This is a genomic window from Streptococcus sanguinis, assembly GCF_020729725.1.
Taxonomy (GTDB): domain Bacteria; phylum Bacillota; class Bacilli; order Lactobacillales; family Streptococcaceae; genus Streptococcus; species Streptococcus sanguinis_V.
Genome location: NZ_JAJEPA010000005.1, coordinates 278933 through 296643, shown reverse-complemented (window position 1 = coordinate 296643; position 17711 = coordinate 278933). Strand labels below are relative to the sequence as shown.

The window sequence follows — 17711 nt, the reverse complement described above, 5'->3', positions numbered from 1 at the left end:
TCAAAAAGTTAGGAAATTCCTAACTTTTTTGCTTAATTTGTGATATAATAAATAAAAATTTTGAAAATAGAAAGTTTTCTGAAAATGAATAAATCCTATTTTTACCTTGAAATGAAAACACATGAGTTGGTCGTTCCTTATACCAAACAGAAACGTCGTGTTCGCGTCTTGCTTCCAAAGAACTATAGTCAAGACACAAATAAGACGTATCCCGTCGTTTATTTTCACGACGGTCAAAATGTTCTCTATAGCAAGGAGTCTTTCAGTGGCCATTCGTGGAAAGTCATTCCGACAATCAAGCGTAATCCAGATATTGAAAAAATGATTGTCGTGGCTATTGATAACGATGGCCAACGGCGCATGAATGAGTATTCAGCTTGGAAGTTCCAAGAGTCCAATATTCCCGGTATTCAGTTTGGTGGCAAGGGAACGGAGTATGCGGAGTTTGTCATGGAAGTCGTCAAGCCTTTCATTGACCAGCATTATCGGACCAAGTCGGATCGGCTACATACAGCTATGATTGGCTCTTCTCTTGGGGGTAATATCAGCCAGTTTATCGGTGTTGAATACCAAGATCAGATTGGTTGTCTGGGCATCTTTTCATCAGCAAATTGGCTGCATCAGGAATCCTTTGACCGTTATATTGAGAGAAAAAAACTTCAGGCTGACCAGCGAGTTTTCATTTATGTTGGAACAGAAGAGGCTGATGATACAGATAAGACATTGATGGCTGGTAACATCAAGCAGGCCTATATTGATTCATCGCTCAGCTATTTCCGGCAGTTACTTGTATCTGGGGTAGATTTGTCCAATATTCAGATTAAGATCCAGTCTGGAGCTATTCACAACGAGATCGCTTGGGCGGAGCACTTGCCGGACTGTTTCCGTTTTATCAGCGAGAAATGGTAGTCTAGTTAAACAGTGAGAAAGAGGTAGAAACTATGCATGTAGAATTTTTAAGCCATTGGAGCGGTAATCTAGGCCGTGAAATGTATGTCAATCGCTATGGCCACGCTGGGCTCCCGATTATAGTCTTCGCATCATCAGGCGGCAGCCACAATGAGTATGCTGACTTTGGCATGATTGAAGCCTGCGCTGGCTTTATTGAGGCCGGTAAGTTCCAGTTTTTCACTCTCAGCAGTGTTGATAGTGAGAGCTGGCTGGCGGACTGGAAGCATCCTCACGACCGAGCAGAAATGCATCGTGCATATGAGCGTTATGTCATCGAGGAAGCGATTCCATTTGTCAAGCATAAGACAGGCTGGTTTGACCCTATGATGACGACAGGCTGCTCTATGGGCGCTTATCATGCTGTTAATTTCTTCCTGCAGCATCCAGATGTTTTCAATAAAGTGATTGCCCTTAGTGGTGTCTATGATGCACGTTTCTTTGTCGGTGACAATTTGAATGACGAAGTCATTTATCAAAACTCGCCAGCTGACTATATCTGGAACCAAAATGATGGCTGGTTTATTGACCGCTATCGACAGGCGGATATTATCGTTTGTACTGGCTTAGGCGACTGGGAGCAGGATGGCCTTCCTTCCTTCTACACGCTGAAAGAAGCTTTTGATCATAAGAATATTCCAGCTTGGTTTGCTGAATGGGGCCACGATGTTTCCCATGACTGGGTTTGGTGGCGTAAGTAAATGCCTTATTTCCTTAATGAACTCAATCTTTAAAGGAGGTTTCCTATGAATTATATCGTTATTTCTCCCTACTATCCGCAAAATTTTCAGCAGTTTACAGTGGAGCTGGCTAACAAAGGAATCACTGTTCTGGGAATCGGTCAGGAGCCTTATGACCAGCTAGACCAGCCTTTGAAGGATTCATTGACCGAATATTTCAGAGTAGAGAATCTTGAAAACCTTGACGAAGTCAAAAGAGCGGTGGCCTTTCTTTTCTACAAACATGGGCCTATCGATCGGATTGAGTCTCATAACGAATATTGGCTGGAACTGGACGCTGAGTTGCGTGAGCAATTTAATGTTTTTGGAGCAAAACCAAAAGATTTGAAAAAGACCAAGTTCAAATCAGAAATGAAGAAACTCTTTAAAAAAGCAGGCGTTCCAGTCGTACCGGGGCAGATTGTCAATACAGAAGCAGGCGCTGATTTGGCTGTCAAGAAACTTGGTCTGCCTTTGATTGCCAAGCCTGATAATGGAGTGGGGGCAGCTGCGACCTTTAAATTGGAAACAGCAGAAGATGTTGAACGTTTCAAGCAAGAATGGGATCATCAGACAGCTTATTTCTTTGAAAAGTTTGTCCAGTCTGGCGAAATCTGTACTTTTGACGGTTTGGTAGATAAGGACGGTCAGATCGTCTTTTCGACCACCTTTGACTATGCTCATACACCGCTGGATTTGATGATCTATAAGATGGACAATTCCTACTACGTTCTTAAGGATATGGATCCAAAACTGCGTGCTTATGGAGAAGCGATTGTCAAAACCTTCGGCATGAAAGAACGCTTTTTCCATATTGAGTTCTTCCGCGAAGGTGATGATTATGTAGCCATTGAGTACAATAACCGTCCAGCTGGCGGCTTTACCATTGATGTCTATAATTTCGCCCACTCAATCGATCTTTACAGAGGCTATGCAGCGATTGTAGCAGGAGAGCCTTTCCCAGCTGCTCACATGGAGCCACTGTATTGTTTGGCAACCTCGCGCCGTGCATCGACAAACTATGCTTACCCTGAGGCTGACTTGCTGGAGAAATACAGAGATAATTTCAAGGTTAAAAAAGACATGCCAGCCGCTTTTGCAGAGCTGCAAGGTGACTACCTCTATATGCTAACAACACCAAGCCGTGAGCAGATGGAGCAGATGATTGCAGATTTTGCTAAACAGGCGGACTAATCAAAAGCATGCTCTGCTATTATTTTCGTATAACAGTTTCAAAGTAGTAAAAACTACTCTAGCACAAAAAGTTTGTGAAATTTCTATTTTGGCATCGAAAACCAGTTTATCCAATGGATTGACTGGTTTTTCTTTGTGAAATGCAAGTGAGCAAAAGTTTTGACAGTGCTTACAGCTTTAGATAGAATTAAATAGAAGAATTATGCTTAGAAAGGCAAAAAAATGGCAACTTTAGATAAAAATCTTTTGTTAGAGATGTTCCGTAAGATGGAAGAAATCCGTCGCATGGACTTAAAAATTGCTCAACTTGTAAAAAAAGGAAAGGTTCCTGGGATGACTCACTTCTCGGTAGGTGAGGAAGCAGCCAATGTCGGTGCTATGCTGGCCTTAAATGAGGATGATTTGCTGACTTCTAATCACCGGGGACACGGTCAAGCTATCGCCAAAGGAATCAACCTCAACGAAATGATGGCTGAAATCCTTGGTAAATACACTGGAACCTGTAAAGGAAAAGGCGGCTCTATGCACATTGCGGATCTAGATGCTGGAAATCTTGGTGCTAATGGTATCGTAGGTGGTGGCATGGGAATTGCTGTCGGAGCAGCTCTGACCCAGCAAATGCAGAAGACAGGTAAGATTGTTGTCTGCTTTTTTGGTGACGGGGCTACCAACGAAGGTGTCTTCCACGAAGCAGTCAACATGGCTTCTATCTGGAATCTACCAGTTATTTTCTATTGTATTAATAACGGCTATGGCATTTCTGCTGATATCAAGAAAATGACCAATGTAGAGCACATCCACGAGCGCAGCGCAGCTTATGGCATTCCAGGTATGTTCATCGAAGATGGAAATAATGTTCTGGATGTTTATGAAGGCTTCCAAAAAGCTGTAGAGCATGTTCGCAGTGGTAAAGGACCTGTCTTGATTGAGAGCGTCACTTATCGTTGGTTGGGACACTCTTCTTCCGACCCAGGTAAATACCGTACTCGTGAAGAAGTAGAAGAATGGAAGAAAAAAGATCCAATCGAAAATCTTCGTAAATACTTGCTGGAAAACAAGATTGCAAGCGAGGAAGAGCTGGAAGCTATCCAAGCTGGAGTCAAAGAAGCAGTAGAAGCATCTGTGAAGTTTGCAGAAGAAAGCCCATTCCCACCGCTTGAATCTGCCTTTGAAGATATTTACGCAGACTAAAGAGAGGAGAAAAAGAAAATGGAAACTAAAACTATGTCTTTTCGTGACACCATTATCCTCGCTATGTCTGAGGAAATGCGTCGCGATGAAAATGTACTCTTGATGGGAGAAGATGTCGGAGTCTTTGGTGGAGATTTCGGAACATCTGTTGGTATGCTGGAAGAGTTCGGGCCAGAGCGTGTACGTGACTGTCCGATTTCGGAAGCAGCGATTTCTGGAGCAGCAGCTGGAGCAGCTATGACAGGGCTGCGTCCAATCGTAGACATGACCTTTATGGACTTCTCTGTAATCGCCATGGATGCTATTGTTAACCAAGCTGCTAAAACTCGCTATATGTTTGGCGGAAAAGGACAAGTGCCAATGACTGTCCGCTGTGCAGCAGGTAATGGAGTTGGCTCTGCCGCTCAGCACTCGCAGTCTTTGGAATCTTGGTTTACCCACATTCCAGGGCTTAAGGTAGTCGCTCCAGGAACTCCGGCTGATATGAAGGGTCTTCTTAAAGCATCTATCCGAGACAACAACCCGGTCATTATCCTGGAATACAAGTCTGAATTTAACCAAAAAGGCGAAGTGCCACTGGATCCTGAGTATGTAATCCCACTTGGTGTTGGTGAAATCAAAAAAGAAGGTACTGATGTAACAGTTGTTACCTACGGAAAAATGCTTCGCCGTGTCATGCAGGCAGCTGAAGAATTAGCAGAAGAAGGTATCTCTGTAGAAGTGGTTGACCCACGTACATTGGTGCCGCTCGATAAGGATATTATCATCAATTCTGTTAAGAAGACTGGAAAGGTTGTTTTGGTTAATGATGCCCACAAAACTAGCGGTTTCATTGGTGAAATTTCGGCGATTATTTCTGAGTCTGAAGCATTTGACTATCTAGATGCGCCAATCCGCCGCTGTGCAGGTGAAGATGTGCCAATGCCTTATGCACAAAACTTGGAAAATGCGATGATTCCGACCGTTGAAAGCATCAAAGACGCTATTCGGAAGACATATCACAAAGAATAAGGTATAATAAAGAAAAGGCTTTCTTATGAATTAGATTACATAAATTATTTTATGTAATCTAATCTTGTGTAGAGGGTTAATGAGGTTTAGGATTTTCTAATTGCAGAAAATCGTTCTTCAGATTGATTATAGCAGATGAGCGAATTAGTAAGTCTACAAGGTTGATCGCCGATAGCGGTAACCGTAGTAACTTGAGATAGGCTTGTATCCAAGTTACTTGTAGAGTTTAACATGGGCTAAAAGCTCGAAAAAAAGATAAATCTCCTTGGCTTCATCGAAGCCTGCGTCGATTTCCTATTTTTCAGTCGCTTTTAATGCCCTTAGTATCATAATTAGAATTGGAGAGGTCATGGCTGATGATAAGCTAAGAGCGACTCCTGCAGCTAGAAAGTTAGCGGATGATTTGGGAATCAACCTCTATGTTGTTTCTGGCTCAGGCGCAAACGGTCGTGTCCACAAAGAAGACGTGGAAACTTATAAAGATACAAACGTGGTGCGTATTTCACCACTGGCAAAACGAATTGCCCAAGAACACAATATTGCTTGGCAAGAGATTCAAGGAACTGGCCATCGTGGCAAGATTATGAAGAAAGATGTTCTTGCCTTCTTGCCTGAGAATGTTGAGAGCGATACAATCAAATCTCCTGCTCAAATTGAAAAAGTGGAAAAAGTGCCTGATAATGTCACTCCTTATGGTGAGATTGAGCGTATCCCAATGACGCCGATGCGGAAGGTTATAGCTCAGCGGATGGTAGAATCTTACCTAACTGCGCCGACCTTCACCCTCAACTATGATGTTGATATGACAGAAATGCTGGCCTTGCGTAAAAAAGTGCTGGATCCAATCATGGAAGCAACTGGCAAAAAAGTAACTGTCACAGACTTGCTTTCGCTGGCTGTTGTGAAGACACTGATGAAGCATCCTTATCTCAACTCAACCTTGACAGAGGATGGCAAGACCATTATCACACACAACTATGTCAACCTTTCAATGGCAGTCGGTATGGATAACGGCCTGATGACACCAGTTGTCTACAATGCAGAGAAAATGAGCCTATCAGAGCTTGTGGTAGCCTTTAAAGATGTTATCGGACGTACTTTGGAAGGCAAGTTAGCTCCGAGCGAGCTGCAAAATTCAACCTTCACAATCAGTAACTTAGGTATGTTTGGTGTTCAGTCCTTCGGTCCTATCATCAACCAGCCAAATTCTGCTATCTTGGGGGTAAGCTCAACAGTAGAAAAACCTGTCGTTGTTAATGGCGAAATTGTTATCCGTCCAATTATGAGTCTTGGCTTGACCATTGACCACCGTGTAGTTGACGGAATGGCTGGAGCTAAGTTTATGAAGGACTTGAAGGCTTTGATTGAAGATCCAATTTCAATGTTGGTATAAGATTTTCTTTGCTAGTTTAAAAAGTAAAGAAACGAAACACTCAGCAAGTGAAAAATTAAATTAGAAAAGGAAAGAAAAATGGCTTTAGAAGTAATTATGCCAAAAGCCGGCGTGGATATGACCGAAGGGCAAATTGTCCAATGGAATAAGAAAGTCGGCGAATTTGTCAAAGAAGGGGAAATCCTTCTGGAAATCATGACTGACAAGGTCAGCATGGAATTGGAGGCTGAAGAAGACGGCTACCTGATTGCTATTCTCAAAGGCGACGGAGAAACTGTTCCAGTAACGGAAGTCATCGGTTACTTGGGTGAAGAAGGAGAAAACATCCCAACTGCTGGCGGTTCTGCACCTGCGGAAACACCAGCTCCTAAAGCAGCGGCAGCAAGTGCTGATGAAGATAAGAGTGATGATGCTTACGATATCGTTGTTATCGGCGGCGGTCCTGCTGGTTACGTGGCAGCTATAAAAGCAGCTCAGCTGGGTGGCAAGATTGCCTTGGTTGAAAAGTCTGAGCTCGGCGGAACCTGCTTGAACCGTGGCTGTATTCCTACCAAGACTTACCTGCACAATGCTGAAATCATTGAAAACATTGGCCACGCTGCTAATCGCGGTATCATTATCGAAAATCCAAGCTTCTCAGTGGACATGGACAAGGTTCTGGAAACCAAAAACAAGGTTGTCAATACGCTTGTTGGAGGTGTTGCTGGACTTCTACGCAGCTATGGCGTGGATGTTCATAAGGGAATTGGTACCATTACTAAAGACAAGAATGTTCTTGTAAACGGCAGCGAGCTGCTAGAAACGAAGAAAATTATCTTAGCTGGTGGTTCCAAAGTCAGCAAGATCAATGTTCCTGGTATGGAATCATCTCTTGTTATGACCAGTGATGATATTTTGGAAATGAACGAAGTGCCAGAAAATCTGGTAATTATCGGTGGTGGTGTTGTTGGTATTGAGCTTGGACAAGCCTTCATGACATTTGGCTCAAAAGTCACCGTTATCGAAATGATGGACCGTATCGTCCCAGCTATGGATGCGGAAGTTTCTAAAAACCTTCGCCTCATTCTGGAGCGCAAGGGCATGACAATTCTAACTGAAACTAAGTTGGAAGAAATCATCGAAGAAAACGGAAAACTCCGTATCAAGGTTGAAGGAAAAGAAGATATTCTAGCAGATAAGGCCCTGCTTTCTATCGGACGCGTGCCAGACCTAGAAGGTATCGGTGAGGTTGAATTCGAACTGGATCGCGGCCGTATCAAAGTCAATGAGTACATGGAAACTTCTGTTCCAGATATTTACGCACCAGGTGATATCAATGGTACTAAGATGCTGGCTCATGCAGCCTTCCGTATGGGTGAAGTTGCTGCTGAAAATGCTCTGAAGGGTAACCACCATGTTGCTAAACTCAATCTGACGCCTGCAGCTATCTACACCCTGCCAGAAGTAGCAGCAGTTGGTTTGACAGAAGAGCAAGCTCGTGAGAAATACGATGTAGCGATTGGTAAGTTTAACTTCGCTGCTAACGGCCGTGCTATTGCTTCAGATGCAGCTCAAGGCTTCGTTAAAGTCATCGCTGACAAGAAGTATGGTGAAGTCCTCGGTGTTCATATCATTGGTCCTGCAGCGGCAGAATTAATCAATGAAGCATCAACCATCATCGAAATGGAAATCACCGTAGAAGAAATGCTTAAGACCATTCACGGTCATCCAACCTTCTCAGAAGTTATGTACGAAGCATTTGCAGATGTACTGGGATTAGCAGTTCACTCACCTAAGAAAAAATAATTTAAAAGATAGATTAGACTGGACATAAATCATTGTTCCAGTCTCTATCGTATAAAGAGGTAGCTTATGAAATACATTGTTAACTACTCAAATGACACAGCTTTTAATATTGCTCTGGAAGAATATGCTTTCAAACACCTCTTAGATGAGGATGAAATTTTCCTGCTCTGGATTAACAAACCCTCTATCATAGTGGGACGTCACCAAAATACCATCGAAGAAATCAACCGTGACTACGTTCGTGAGCATGGCATTGAAGTTGTGCGTCGTATCAGCGGCGGCGGAGCTGTTTATCATGATCTAAACAACCTTAACTACACCATTATCTCTAAGGAAAGTGAAGATAGAGCTTTTGACTTCAAGAGTTTCTCTACGCCAGTTATCAACACCTTGGCAGAACTTGGGGTAAAGGCTGAATTCACTGGCCGTAATGACCTGGAAATTGACGGTAAGAAGTTCTGCGGCAATGCGCAGGCCTATATTAACGGCCGTATCATGCACCATGGTTGCCTGCTCTTTGATGTTGATTTGTCTGTCTTGGCCAATGCGCTTAAAGTTTCTAAAGACAAGTTCGAATCAAAAGGTGTTAAATCCGTTCGTGCACGCGTGACAAATATTGTCAATGAATTGCCAGAAAAGATTACTGTCGAAGAATTCCGCGACCTGCTTCTGGACTATATGAAGAAAGAATATCCAGAAATGACAGAGTATGTCTTCTCTGAGAAAGAACTGGAAGAAATCAAGCAAATAAGAGATAGCAAGTTTGGAACTTGGGACTGGAACTACGGTAAATCGCCTGAATACAACGTGCGCCGTGGCACCAAGTTTACCAGTGGTAAGGTAGAAATCTTTGCCAATGTTGTTGAATCCAAGATTCAGGATATTAAAATCTATGGAGACTTCTTTGGTATTGAGGATGTAGCAGCAGTGGAAGATGTGCTGCGCGGCGTTAAATACGAGCGAGAAGATGTCCTTAAAGCTCTTGAAAGGATTGATATTAGCCGCTACTTTGCTGGAATCAGCAGAGAAGAAATTGCCGAAGCTATCGTTGGTTAAAATATGACATAAAGAAAACCAAGCTCTTGAAGAGTTTGGTTTTTCATGTAAACAGTATATTTCAAATCAACAACATTCTTACGTTTCCTTAACCAGCTAGTTTTCTCTAGGCTTTATTTACCAGATATGATAAAATGATAGGGAATCAGAGAAAGGGGTGCCTTGATGCAGAAAGTCCCAGTAGAAAGCCTTGGTTTGTTTGAGCAGTTGGACCGCACAGTTGTAGCTTTTCTGAAGAAAAAACCATCTCCTAATCCAGACAATTTTTATGTTAGCATATCTCCAGAAGATTATGAGAAAAAGAAAGAAGAATTTGAAAAATCAGGATATCAAGCCGTGAAATTGCCGCTTGGTATGGCGTTAGATAATGTTATTCAGCAACCTTCTTTCCAAAACCTAGTCATTGGTGGGCTCTACATGGTAGATATCTTCGTTCCCAAGGAAGATCTGATGCCTTTGAAGGACCTTGTTGACAGCTTTTGCATTATGTTTGCAGCAGCTAATAATCGAATAGAGAATATCAAGGCTTACGATCTGATGAAGAGTAAAACGGTCTATTTTATCGGAAAACTCTTCACGGATAATCCTCAGCCAGGCGATGAAGTTAGCTTTGAAGGGCTGAATAGAGAGACAGCAGAAGGATCCTACGAAGCGGTCAAATGCTTCCTAACTAGAGAAAGTGCTGAAAAGTACAACACCAAAAATCGACCAGTCACAGCAGCAAACCTAGAACATCTCAAGCACTTCTGGAACAAACCGCTGATTGTTGAACCCCATCGTAATTATTGGATTGAGTTTTTATAAAAGAAAGGCGAAGCATCTAAAATAGATTTTTCGCTCTTTTGTTATCATTCAATGCACATATTTTAAATTATGTAATATTACAATTTGTCCAAAGCATTCTTTTGCTCGTCATTGACAATATGGGTGTAGAGGTCCGTCACCTGAGTGCTAGCATGCCCTAGCTGATGGCTGACGAGAACTTGAGATTTGGTTGCATCGTATAAACGTGTAGCAAGTGTGTGGCGGAGTTTGTGAGGCGTCACTCGCACCTTGAAGTCCTCGGAATACTTGGCCACCATTTTTTCGACACTGGAAGCATCGATTCGATTAGGAGTGCCGCGGTATTCAGTCAAAAAGAAGGCTGTATCAGTCTTTTCGGCCTTGTATCGTTTGCTTCGAATGTTTAGATACTCTTCTAAATAGGACTTGGCAAAAGCAGCAACATTGACAGAGTCCCTTTTACCGCCTTTTCTTGTTACTTCGATAACCATCATTTTGAGATTGATATCTTTCAGATCAAGATTAACAGCTTCAGACAGACGAACACCAGAGGCTAGCAGCAAGGCAATGATGGCTAAATCTCGTTCCTTGTTCTTGTTAAAAGAGGACAGGGCGCGATTAGAGAGCTTCTTAGGGTACTCCCTATCAATATACTGGAGGAATTCTTCTGTCTCATCCCCTAAAAAGAGCTTCTGCTTAATATTCTCTGCACGAGCAGCCAGAGTTTCCTTTTTCTTCTTAGTAGCAACCTTTTTCATCACATTTCGATAGAAGTAGGGCTCTCCCTGCTCGTTTTCAACTTCCTCAGTCAAATATTTGTAGAGGCTGGACAAAGCTGACAGAGTTCGGTTGATAGTTGTCTGAGAAACACCGTTTTGTGTCGTGTTGGCATTGAGAAGCGGCCGCTCTCGCAGATACAGAATGAAGGCTTCCATGTCTTTCTTGGTCATATTTTCCAAGACCGAGAGAGGAATCTCAGCAATATGCGAAGCATCCGTTATACCAGATTCTAGTACCCAGTTAAAAAAGCGATCATATTCTTTGAGATATTCGTATAAGGTTGTAAAACTATAAGGCACCGCCAGTTTTGATTGGTAATATTCCAGAATGTACCAGGGCATGGTAGCCTTAAGTTTATCAATTCTTTCTAATAACAGTTCACGTCTCATCATATTTCTCCGTTTTTTCTATAACAGTAGTATAGCATATCTAGATATATTTTTCAAGAAAATTATAGTTTTTCGGAAAGATGATAGAGGGAAGTAAGCAATCTAACTTTACTACAAAACAAATAATAAAAACAAGACAGAATTGAGAAATTCAAAAACTAAACTCTGTCTTGTTTTACATAAAACTTATTCTTCTAATTCGATTTTTTGAAAATAATCCAGTTGCCATTTTTGTGTTGCCTGAGCTGTTTTATTTAAATTTGTGCACCAGGACGGATAAAACCGCATTGCCATCTTTCCTTTACAATCCTTTGTAGAAAGAATTTTTTTACTGATAGCCACCTCTTTGGGGATTATAAATATACCGCAATGACGGTCGTCGATGACGACAACAACCAGTTCATCACCTAAGTCTTTATCAGTATAAGGAATATTCTTGTTGTCTTGGTCTTTTTTCCAAAAGACTGTAAAGTATCCTTCTTTTTTAGGTGTTTTCTTTGCCAAACGGCATCTTTTATATTCTTGATTACCCTTTGGCTTAATCAAAATGCTTTCATAGTCTTCATTCCATTTTTCATTTATCAGCTCAAAGTCACCATAATACCCATAATACCTATGAAGAATGTCTGTCATTTTCATTGTTTTATCGTCTTTCTAATTTTTTACCAAAATTAAATTATGTAAAAAATACTAGAATAAAAACCCTTTAATTAAATCAATTACCTGTTCATTTTGCGGCAGGGAGGAATGATGTGCATTCTTGCCTACGATGACTACCTCTCTATGTGAAGCAATCTTTCCTTTGTAAATCAAACTCCCAGCCTCTACGCTGCTTCTATGGACAATTCCGTCACCGTCTCGGAAAAAAATTCCCAAAATCGACAAATGCTGCAGCTTCTTAGGCAGTTTTTCCTGATTGGCTACAAAGTCATCTAGCATCGGGACTCGATGATTAAGATTTTTCTTGTTCAGATTATAAGGACTGCCAATAGTCAGTAGCTTTTCCATCTCTAGCTTAGAGTGGTTTGCAAGGTATTGCTGAAGAAATACTGTATAAACTAGTCCACCATTAGAATGCCCCAGCGCCTTAAAGATGTTAAAAGAATACTTCTCTCGCAAAACAGTCAAGGCAGCATCAAACATGGCCGCCTGCTGCTTGATGTTTTCATAGCCATCACGATTATTTTGAAAACCAACCACAAAAATGGGATTTCTATCCTTGCGCTTCAAATGCCCTCGGTAAGTTATATGCCCGTCATTCCAGACTTTAATACGAACCAGACTATGATGTGGATGCTGATTGCGGTTGAGTTTTTTAACCATTCGATTAAAACGATTCTCTGTCGCCGAACTACCTGGGATCATGATGATCGGGCTGATTTTTACCTTGCTGTCAGGAAGATGAGAAATAGGGTGGCTAGGCAGCTTATTCAATAATTTTTGAAAGGTTTTAGCAAGTCGATGAATTAATTGAGTCAAAAAAGGCCTCATTCTAGTCTCCATATCTGAATCTGACGTTTTCAAAAACAAGCCACATAAAACTTAGTTATGTGACTTGTTTTTTTGTTGTTACTTCCGCTTCTTCTTGTTTTTCTTCATTTGCTTGGCCATTTTGTTCATGCTGCGGCGCATTAGAAACTCCCCGGCTTTGCCCTTGAGTCCGCCGCCGAACATTTGGCTCATATCCGGCATGCCGGATCCTCCTAAGCCTGACATATCTGGCATGCCGCCTTGGCCCATCATACTTTCAAGAGCTGACATGTCGGGCATTCCTCCGCCACCAGGCATGTTCTTAGGCATATTGTTTGGATTGAGCCCCATTTGCTTCATCATCTTGCTCATATCGCCTGATAGAACGCCCTGCATCATCTGCTTAGCTTGATTGAAGTCTTTGATAAATTTATTGACATCAACGAAACTGTTACCTGAACCATTGGCAATCCGCCGGCGACGGCTAGGACTCAGCAAGTTAGGATTTTCTCGCTCAGCCGGTGTCATAGAGGATACGATAGCACGTTTGCGGGCAATTTCTTTCTCATCCACTTTGATATTCTTGAGAGCAGGATTATTGGCCATTCCTGGAATCAGCTTGAGCAAGTCTTCCATAGGTCCCATGCCTTGTACCTGATCCAACTGATCAATAAAATCATTGAAATCAAAGGTGTTTTCCCGCATCTTTTCAGCCATTTCAAGCGATTTTTTCTCATCGTATTCTTGAGAGGCTTTTTCGATCAGAGTCAGCATGTCCCCCATGCCCAAGATTCGACTGGACATACGGTCTGGGTGGAAGGTTTCGATATCAGTAATCTTTTCACCGGTACCAGTAAATTTAATAGGCTTACCAGTAATCTGACGGACAGACAGGGCTGCACCGCCACGAGTATCGCCATCAATCTTGGTCAGGATAACCCCGGTCACTTCCAGTTGGCTGTTAAATTCGCGAGCGACATTAGCTGCCTCCTGACCAATCATGGCATCGACAACCAAGAGGATTTCGTTCGGATTAGCCAGCGCTTTGACATCTGATAGTTCCTGCATGAGCTTTTCGTCAATCTGAAGGCGCCCAGCCGTATCAATCAGGACATAGTCATTGTGGTTGGCTTTCGCTTGCTCCAAACCTTGACGGACAATCTCAACAGCTGGAACTTCCGTACCTAAAGCAAAAACAGGTACATCAATTTGCTGCCCAAGTGTTTTCAGCTGATCAATAGCCGCCGGACGGTAAATATCCGCCGCAATCATGAGCGGACGAGCATTTTCTTCTTTCTTGAGCTTATTAGCAAGCTTTCCAGCAAAGGTGGTCTTACCAGCACCCTGCAGACCAACCATCATGATAATAGTCGGAATCTTTGGTGACTTGATAATCTCAGCAGTATCAGAACCCAAGATAGTTGTCAGCTCTTCGTCAACAATTTTGATAATCTGTTGCGCTGGATTGAGGGTATCGATAACCTCGTGACCGACAGCGCGCTCACGGACTTTCTTGATAAAGTCTTTGACAACTGGCAGGGCAACGTCGGCTTCTAAAAGGGCCAGACGAATCTCTTTGGTTGCTTCCTGGACATCGTTCTCAGAGATTTTTCCTTTTCTGCGCAGATTTTTAAAGACGTTCTGCAAACGTTCCGTTAAACTTTCAAATGCCATTTTTTATTTCTCCTAGTTTCTATTTCAATCAATTCAGTGGAAATTTTCCAAAACGTGTTAAACAAGCGTATTCCTCAGCAGAGACTTCTTTCATAATCTCATTTGGGTAGCCCCAGCAGCTGAAGCCTTCTTGCATTGCCTTAGAAAGATCGTCAGGGGAGATGAGTTGTACCCTAGCAGGAAAAGGTTCTTCCGACTCCAACAACCAGCAAGGCATTCCTTTGTAGATAACTTGTTTAGCCATGGTCACTCTCGGTTGTCAATACCAGACAGAATCCCGATCTGCTCCTGCAGATAGCTGTCGTCAGGGTATTTCTCCGTAATCTGGTCAAATATCTGACTTCTGACAATGTAGTCCGAGTACATGTGAAGCTTTTTCTCATAGTCTTCCAGAATCTTCTCCGTCCGCTTGATATTATCATAAACAGCCTGACGGCTAACACCAAACTCCTCAGCAATCTCTGCCAGACTGTAATCATCTGCATAGTAGAGCTCGATATAGTTCATCTGCTTGTCAGTCAAAAGCGCCGCATAAAACTCAAAGAGAGCATTCATTCGGTTTGTTTTTTCAATTTCCATAAGAAACATTATACCAGAAAAGCATGATAAACTCTAGTCTGACAAGGGAAATAAACACTCGAAATATGAGATTGCGAAACTTCAATCAGCATTTTCTGCCAAGTGAAATACAAGATAAAAACCCTTGGTGATAACCAAGAGTTTTGCAATAATTAATTGTTTTCTAAATAAAATTCAAAACGTTCGCCAACATACTGGCTTTTTACATATTCAAAAGCTGTTCCGTCGTCAAAGTAAGAAATCTGAGTCAGTCCTAATATAGCATGGCCGCGGGGAATATCGAGGTAATTGGCGATTTTTTCCTTAGCCAGCCGAGCATAAATCGTCTGCTGGGACTTGCCGATTTTATAACCATGTTCCTGCAAGGTCTGGAAGAAATGACTGGTCACCTCTTCTTTTTTGAAATTCTTAATGAACTTCTCTGGAATTGAAGCCACCTCGTAGACCACCGGCAAATCGTCAGCATAGCGGACCCGCTCCATCCGAATGACATTTTCTGTCTTATGGATGCCTAGCTTCTCCACTTCCTGCTCGCTGGGCAGGGTACGCCGATAAGAAATAAGCTGGCTGGATGGCGTTTTGCCTTGCGCCTTCATGATTTCCGTGAAGCTGGTGGTGCCGCGCATTTTCTCCTGAACACGTGTACTGGCTACGAAGGTACCACTGCCGACCCGACGCTCCAGCACCCCCTCATCAACCAAGAGCGTAATGGACTGACGCAGGGTCATACGGCTGACCTTAAAGGTTTCGGCTAGATCTCGCTCACTGGGCAGGCGCTCTCCAATCTCCCAAACGGCATCGTCGATGTCTTTCTTAATCTGATCATGAATTTTGATATATGCGGGCAACATGTTGACTCTTCTTTCTTATTTGGTACCTTCCTTTATTTTAGTACCAAATACTTCAAATGTCAAACTAAATGATAAGGATTAGCTCTCAAATACTTGCTTTTCTCACGATTCTAGCAGTTTTGTCAAATAAAGACTCATATTCGTTTTTTCAGCACTCTTGCTCCTTATTGCCTTGGAAAAATTCCTTTTTTGTGATAAAATGAGGGGAAAAGATTACTTCTTTTAAGAAAGGGAACAGATGACTACTAGAACTGAATTGCAAGATGTCGAAAAGATCATCGTGCTTGATTACGGCAGCCAGTACAACCAGCTGATTTCACGCCGCATTCGTGAAATCGGTGTTTTTTCTGAGCTCAAGAGCCACAAGATTACCGCTGACGAAGTCCGTGCTATCCAGCCTGTCGGGATTATCTTTTCCGGCGGTCCGAATTCTGTATATGAAGACGGCTCTTTTGATATTGATCCGGAAATTTTCGAGTTGGGAATCCCGATTTTGGGAATCTGCTATGGTATGCAGCTTTTGACTCACAAGCTGGGGGGCAAGGTTGTCCCTGCTGGTCATGCTGGAAATCGTGAATACGGTCAGTCAAATCTGTCACATACTGCTAATTCCAGCCTTTTCAACGGTACGCCTGAAAGCCAGTTAGTTCTTATGAGCCACGGAGATGCAGTAACAGAAATTCCCGCTGACTTTGTCCGTACTGGTACTTCTGCTGACTGTCCTTTTGCAGCTATTGAAAATCCAACTAAGAAAATCTACGGCATTCAGTTCCACCCTGAGGTTCGTCATTCAGAGTTTGGTTATGATATTCTTCGTAACTTTGCTCTGAATATTTGTGGAGCTAAAGGCGACTGGTCTATGGATAACTTCATTGACATGGAAATTCAAAAAATCCGCCAAACTGTTGGTGACAAGAAGGTGCTGTTGGGACTTTCTGGCGGTGTAGACTCTTCTGTTGTCGGTGTTCTCTTACAGAAAGCAATCGGTGATCAACTAATCTGTATCTTTGTGGATCATGGTCTTTTGCGTAAAGGTGAAGCTGATCAGGTCATGGATATGCTGGGCGGCAAATTTGGTTTGAATATTATTAAGGCTGACGCAGCTAAGCGTTTTCTTGATAAACTATCCGGCGTCTCAGACCCAGAGCAAAAACGTAAAATCATTGGAAACGAGTTTGTCTATGTCTTTGACGACGAAGCCAGCAAACTGAAAGATGTAAAATTCTTGGCTCAAGGAACGCTCTATACAGACGTTATCGAATCTGGTACCGACACTGCTCAGACTATCAAGTCCCACCATAACGTTGGTGGTCTGCCAGAAGACATGCAGTTTGAGCTGATTGAGCCACTGAACACGCTCTACAAGGACGAAGTGCGTGCTTTGGGTACAGAGCTTGGTATGCCTGATGAAATTGTTTGGCGCCAGCCATTCCCAGGCCCAGGGCTTGCTATTCGTGTCATGGGAGAAATCACAGAGGAAAAATTGGAAACTGTCCGCGAATCTGACGCTATTCTCCGCGAAGAAATCGCCAAAGCTGGTCTTGACCGCGACATCTGGCAGTACTTTACTGTTAATACAGGTGTCCGATCTGTTGGGGTCATGGGAGACGGCCGGACTTACGACTACACAATTGCGATTCGTGCTATCACTTCTATCGATGGTATGACAGCTGACTTTGCCAAGATTCCTTGGGATGTTCTGCAAAAAATCTCTGTTCGTATCGTCAACGAAGTAGATCATGTCAACCGAATCGTATACGATATCACCAGCAAACCACCTGCAACTGTGGAGTGGGAGTAAAAATATAAATAAAAAAACCAGCCATCTCAGCAGAAATTTCTAAAAGGATAGCTGGTTTTGATTTTGATAAAAATACTTTGCTTAATG

17 protein-coding genes are annotated in these 17711 nt (G+C 42.6%); 10 read left to right on the top strand and 7 right to left on the bottom strand.

Going from position 1 to position 17711, the window contains the following annotated elements; all coding sequences use genetic code 11:
* The first annotated feature begins 84 nt into the window (after positions 1-84).
* The 9 genes from K4I03_RS01380 to K4I03_RS01340 all read left to right on the top strand — a co-directional run bounded on the left by K4I03_RS01380 (position 85) and on the right by K4I03_RS01340 (position 10101).
* Entirely contained in the window at positions 85-909 is an 825-nt protein-coding gene (locus K4I03_RS01380) for an alpha/beta hydrolase (protein WP_002900350.1), read from the top strand.
* Positions 910-941: 32 nt separating this feature from the next.
* Positions 942-1649, top strand: coding sequence for an esterase family protein (locus K4I03_RS01375; protein WP_227963462.1), 708 nt, complete (start codon positions 942-944; stop codon positions 1647-1649).
* A gap of 45 nt (positions 1650-1694) precedes the next feature.
* Entirely contained in the window at positions 1695-2861 is a 1167-nt protein-coding gene (locus K4I03_RS01370) for an ATP-grasp domain-containing protein (RefSeq protein WP_002909733.1), read from the top strand.
* 222 nt (positions 2862-3083) lie between these two features.
* Positions 3084-4052 carry a thiamine pyrophosphate-dependent dehydrogenase E1 component subunit alpha gene (locus K4I03_RS01365; protein WP_002897566.1) on the top strand — a complete coding sequence of 323 codons (969 nt, stop codon included), beginning with the start codon at positions 3084-3086 and terminating at the stop codon, positions 4050-4052.
* A gap of 18 nt (positions 4053-4070) precedes the next feature.
* Entirely contained in the window at positions 4071-5063 is a 993-nt protein-coding gene (locus K4I03_RS01360; RefSeq protein ID WP_002900354.1) for an alpha-ketoacid dehydrogenase subunit beta, read from the top strand.
* Between the two features lie 349 nt (positions 5064-5412).
* Positions 5413-6456: a dihydrolipoamide acetyltransferase gene (locus K4I03_RS01355; RefSeq protein ID WP_227963461.1), complete on the top strand. Its 1044-nt coding sequence runs from the start codon at positions 5413-5415 to the stop codon at positions 6454-6456.
* A gap of 78 nt (positions 6457-6534) precedes the next feature.
* On the top strand, positions 6535-8241 hold the full coding sequence (gene lpdA / locus K4I03_RS01350) for a dihydrolipoyl dehydrogenase (RefSeq protein WP_227963460.1): 1707 nt from the start codon (positions 6535-6537) through the stop codon (positions 8239-8241).
* 66 nt (positions 8242-8307) lie between these two features.
* Positions 8308-9297, top strand: coding sequence for a lipoate--protein ligase (locus K4I03_RS01345; protein WP_002921209.1), 990 nt, complete (start codon positions 8308-8310; stop codon positions 9295-9297).
* A gap of 165 nt (positions 9298-9462) precedes the next feature.
* Entirely contained in the window at positions 9463-10101 is a 639-nt protein-coding gene (locus K4I03_RS01340) for a hypothetical protein (RefSeq protein ID WP_227963459.1), read from the top strand.
* A gap of 77 nt (positions 10102-10178) precedes the next feature.
* On the opposite strand, the gene xerS is transcribed toward K4I03_RS01340, so the two are convergent.
* The 7 genes from xerS to K4I03_RS01305 form a co-directional block, all read right to left on the bottom strand.
* Complete coding sequence (gene xerS, locus K4I03_RS01335; RefSeq protein ID WP_227963458.1) at positions 10179-11249, bottom strand: tyrosine recombinase XerS; 1071 nt, start codon at positions 11247-11249, stop codon at positions 10179-10181.
* A gap of 186 nt (positions 11250-11435) precedes the next feature.
* On the bottom strand, positions 11436-11888 hold the full coding sequence (locus K4I03_RS01330) for a MepB family protein (protein ID WP_227963457.1): 453 nt from the start codon (positions 11886-11888) through the stop codon (positions 11436-11438).
* A gap of 51 nt (positions 11889-11939) precedes the next feature.
* Entirely contained in the window at positions 11940-12740 is an 801-nt protein-coding gene (locus K4I03_RS01325; RefSeq protein ID WP_227963456.1) for an alpha/beta hydrolase, read from the bottom strand.
* 78 nt (positions 12741-12818) lie between these two features.
* Positions 12819-14393: a signal recognition particle protein gene (ffh, locus tag K4I03_RS01320; protein ID WP_227963455.1), complete on the bottom strand. Its 1575-nt coding sequence runs from the start codon at positions 14391-14393 to the stop codon at positions 12819-12821.
* A 28-nt stretch (positions 14394-14421) separates the two neighbouring features.
* Complete coding sequence (locus K4I03_RS01315; RefSeq protein WP_227963454.1) at positions 14422-14637, bottom strand: 2-oxoglutarate:acceptor oxidoreductase; 216 nt, start codon at positions 14635-14637, stop codon at positions 14422-14424.
* A 2-nt stretch (positions 14638-14639) separates the two neighbouring features.
* Entirely contained in the window at positions 14640-14972 is a 333-nt protein-coding gene (locus tag K4I03_RS01310) for a putative DNA-binding protein (RefSeq protein WP_032907526.1), read from the bottom strand.
* A gap of 152 nt (positions 14973-15124) precedes the next feature.
* A complete protein-coding gene (locus K4I03_RS01305; RefSeq protein ID WP_227963453.1) occupies positions 15125-15823 on the bottom strand; it encodes a GntR family transcriptional regulator in 699 nt (232 codons plus the stop codon).
* 238 nt (positions 15824-16061) lie between these two features.
* Here K4I03_RS01305 and guaA point away from each other — a divergent pair, with 238 nt between their 5' ends.
* On the top strand, positions 16062-17624 hold the full coding sequence (guaA, locus tag K4I03_RS01300) for a glutamine-hydrolyzing GMP synthase (protein WP_227963452.1): 1563 nt from the start codon (positions 16062-16064) through the stop codon (positions 17622-17624).
* The last annotated feature ends 87 nt before the right edge of the window (positions 17625-17711 follow it).

What these genes read in the sequence shown, in the direction of transcription:
- K4I03_RS01380 (WP_002900350.1), top strand. Translation starts at nt 85, where the DNA reads ATGAATAAATCCTATTTTTACCTTGAAATGAAAACACATGAGTTGGTC.
- K4I03_RS01375 (WP_227963462.1), top strand. Translation starts at nt 942, where the DNA reads ATGCATGTAGAATTTTTAAGCCATTGGAGCGGTAATCTAGGCCGTGAA.
- K4I03_RS01370 (WP_002909733.1), top strand. Translation starts at nt 1,695, where the DNA reads ATGAATTATATCGTTATTTCTCCCTACTATCCGCAAAATTTTCAGCAG.
- K4I03_RS01365 (WP_002897566.1), top strand. Translation starts at nt 3,084, where the DNA reads ATGGCAACTTTAGATAAAAATCTTTTGTTAGAGATGTTCCGTAAGATG.
- K4I03_RS01360 (WP_002900354.1), top strand. Translation starts at nt 4,071, where the DNA reads ATGGAAACTAAAACTATGTCTTTTCGTGACACCATTATCCTCGCTATG.
- K4I03_RS01355 (WP_227963461.1), top strand. Translation starts at nt 5,413, where the DNA reads ATGGCTGATGATAAGCTAAGAGCGACTCCTGCAGCTAGAAAGTTAGCG.
- lpdA (WP_227963460.1), top strand. Translation starts at nt 6,535, where the DNA reads ATGGCTTTAGAAGTAATTATGCCAAAAGCCGGCGTGGATATGACCGAA.
- K4I03_RS01345 (WP_002921209.1), top strand. Translation starts at nt 8,308, where the DNA reads ATGAAATACATTGTTAACTACTCAAATGACACAGCTTTTAATATTGCT.
- K4I03_RS01340 (WP_227963459.1), top strand. Translation starts at nt 9,463, where the DNA reads ATGCAGAAAGTCCCAGTAGAAAGCCTTGGTTTGTTTGAGCAGTTGGAC.
- xerS (WP_227963458.1), bottom strand. Translation starts at nt 11,249, where the DNA reads ATGAGACGTGAACTGTTATTAGAAAGAATTGATAAACTTAAGGCTACC.
- K4I03_RS01330 (WP_227963457.1), bottom strand. Translation starts at nt 11,888, where the DNA reads ATGAAAATGACAGACATTCTTCATAGGTATTATGGGTATTATGGTGAC.
- K4I03_RS01325 (WP_227963456.1), bottom strand. Translation starts at nt 12,740, where the DNA reads ATGAGGCCTTTTTTGACTCAATTAATTCATCGACTTGCTAAAACCTTT.
- ffh (WP_227963455.1), bottom strand. Translation starts at nt 14,393, where the DNA reads ATGGCATTTGAAAGTTTAACGGAACGTTTGCAGAACGTCTTTAAAAAT.
- K4I03_RS01315 (WP_227963454.1), bottom strand. Translation starts at nt 14,637, where the DNA reads ATGGCTAAACAAGTTATCTACAAAGGAATGCCTTGCTGGTTGTTGGAG.
- K4I03_RS01310 (WP_032907526.1), bottom strand. Translation starts at nt 14,972, where the DNA reads ATGGAAATTGAAAAAACAAACCGAATGAATGCTCTCTTTGAGTTTTAT.
- K4I03_RS01305 (WP_227963453.1), bottom strand. Translation starts at nt 15,823, where the DNA reads ATGTTGCCCGCATATATCAAAATTCATGATCAGATTAAGAAAGACATC.
- guaA (WP_227963452.1), top strand. Translation starts at nt 16,062, where the DNA reads ATGACTACTAGAACTGAATTGCAAGATGTCGAAAAGATCATCGTGCTT.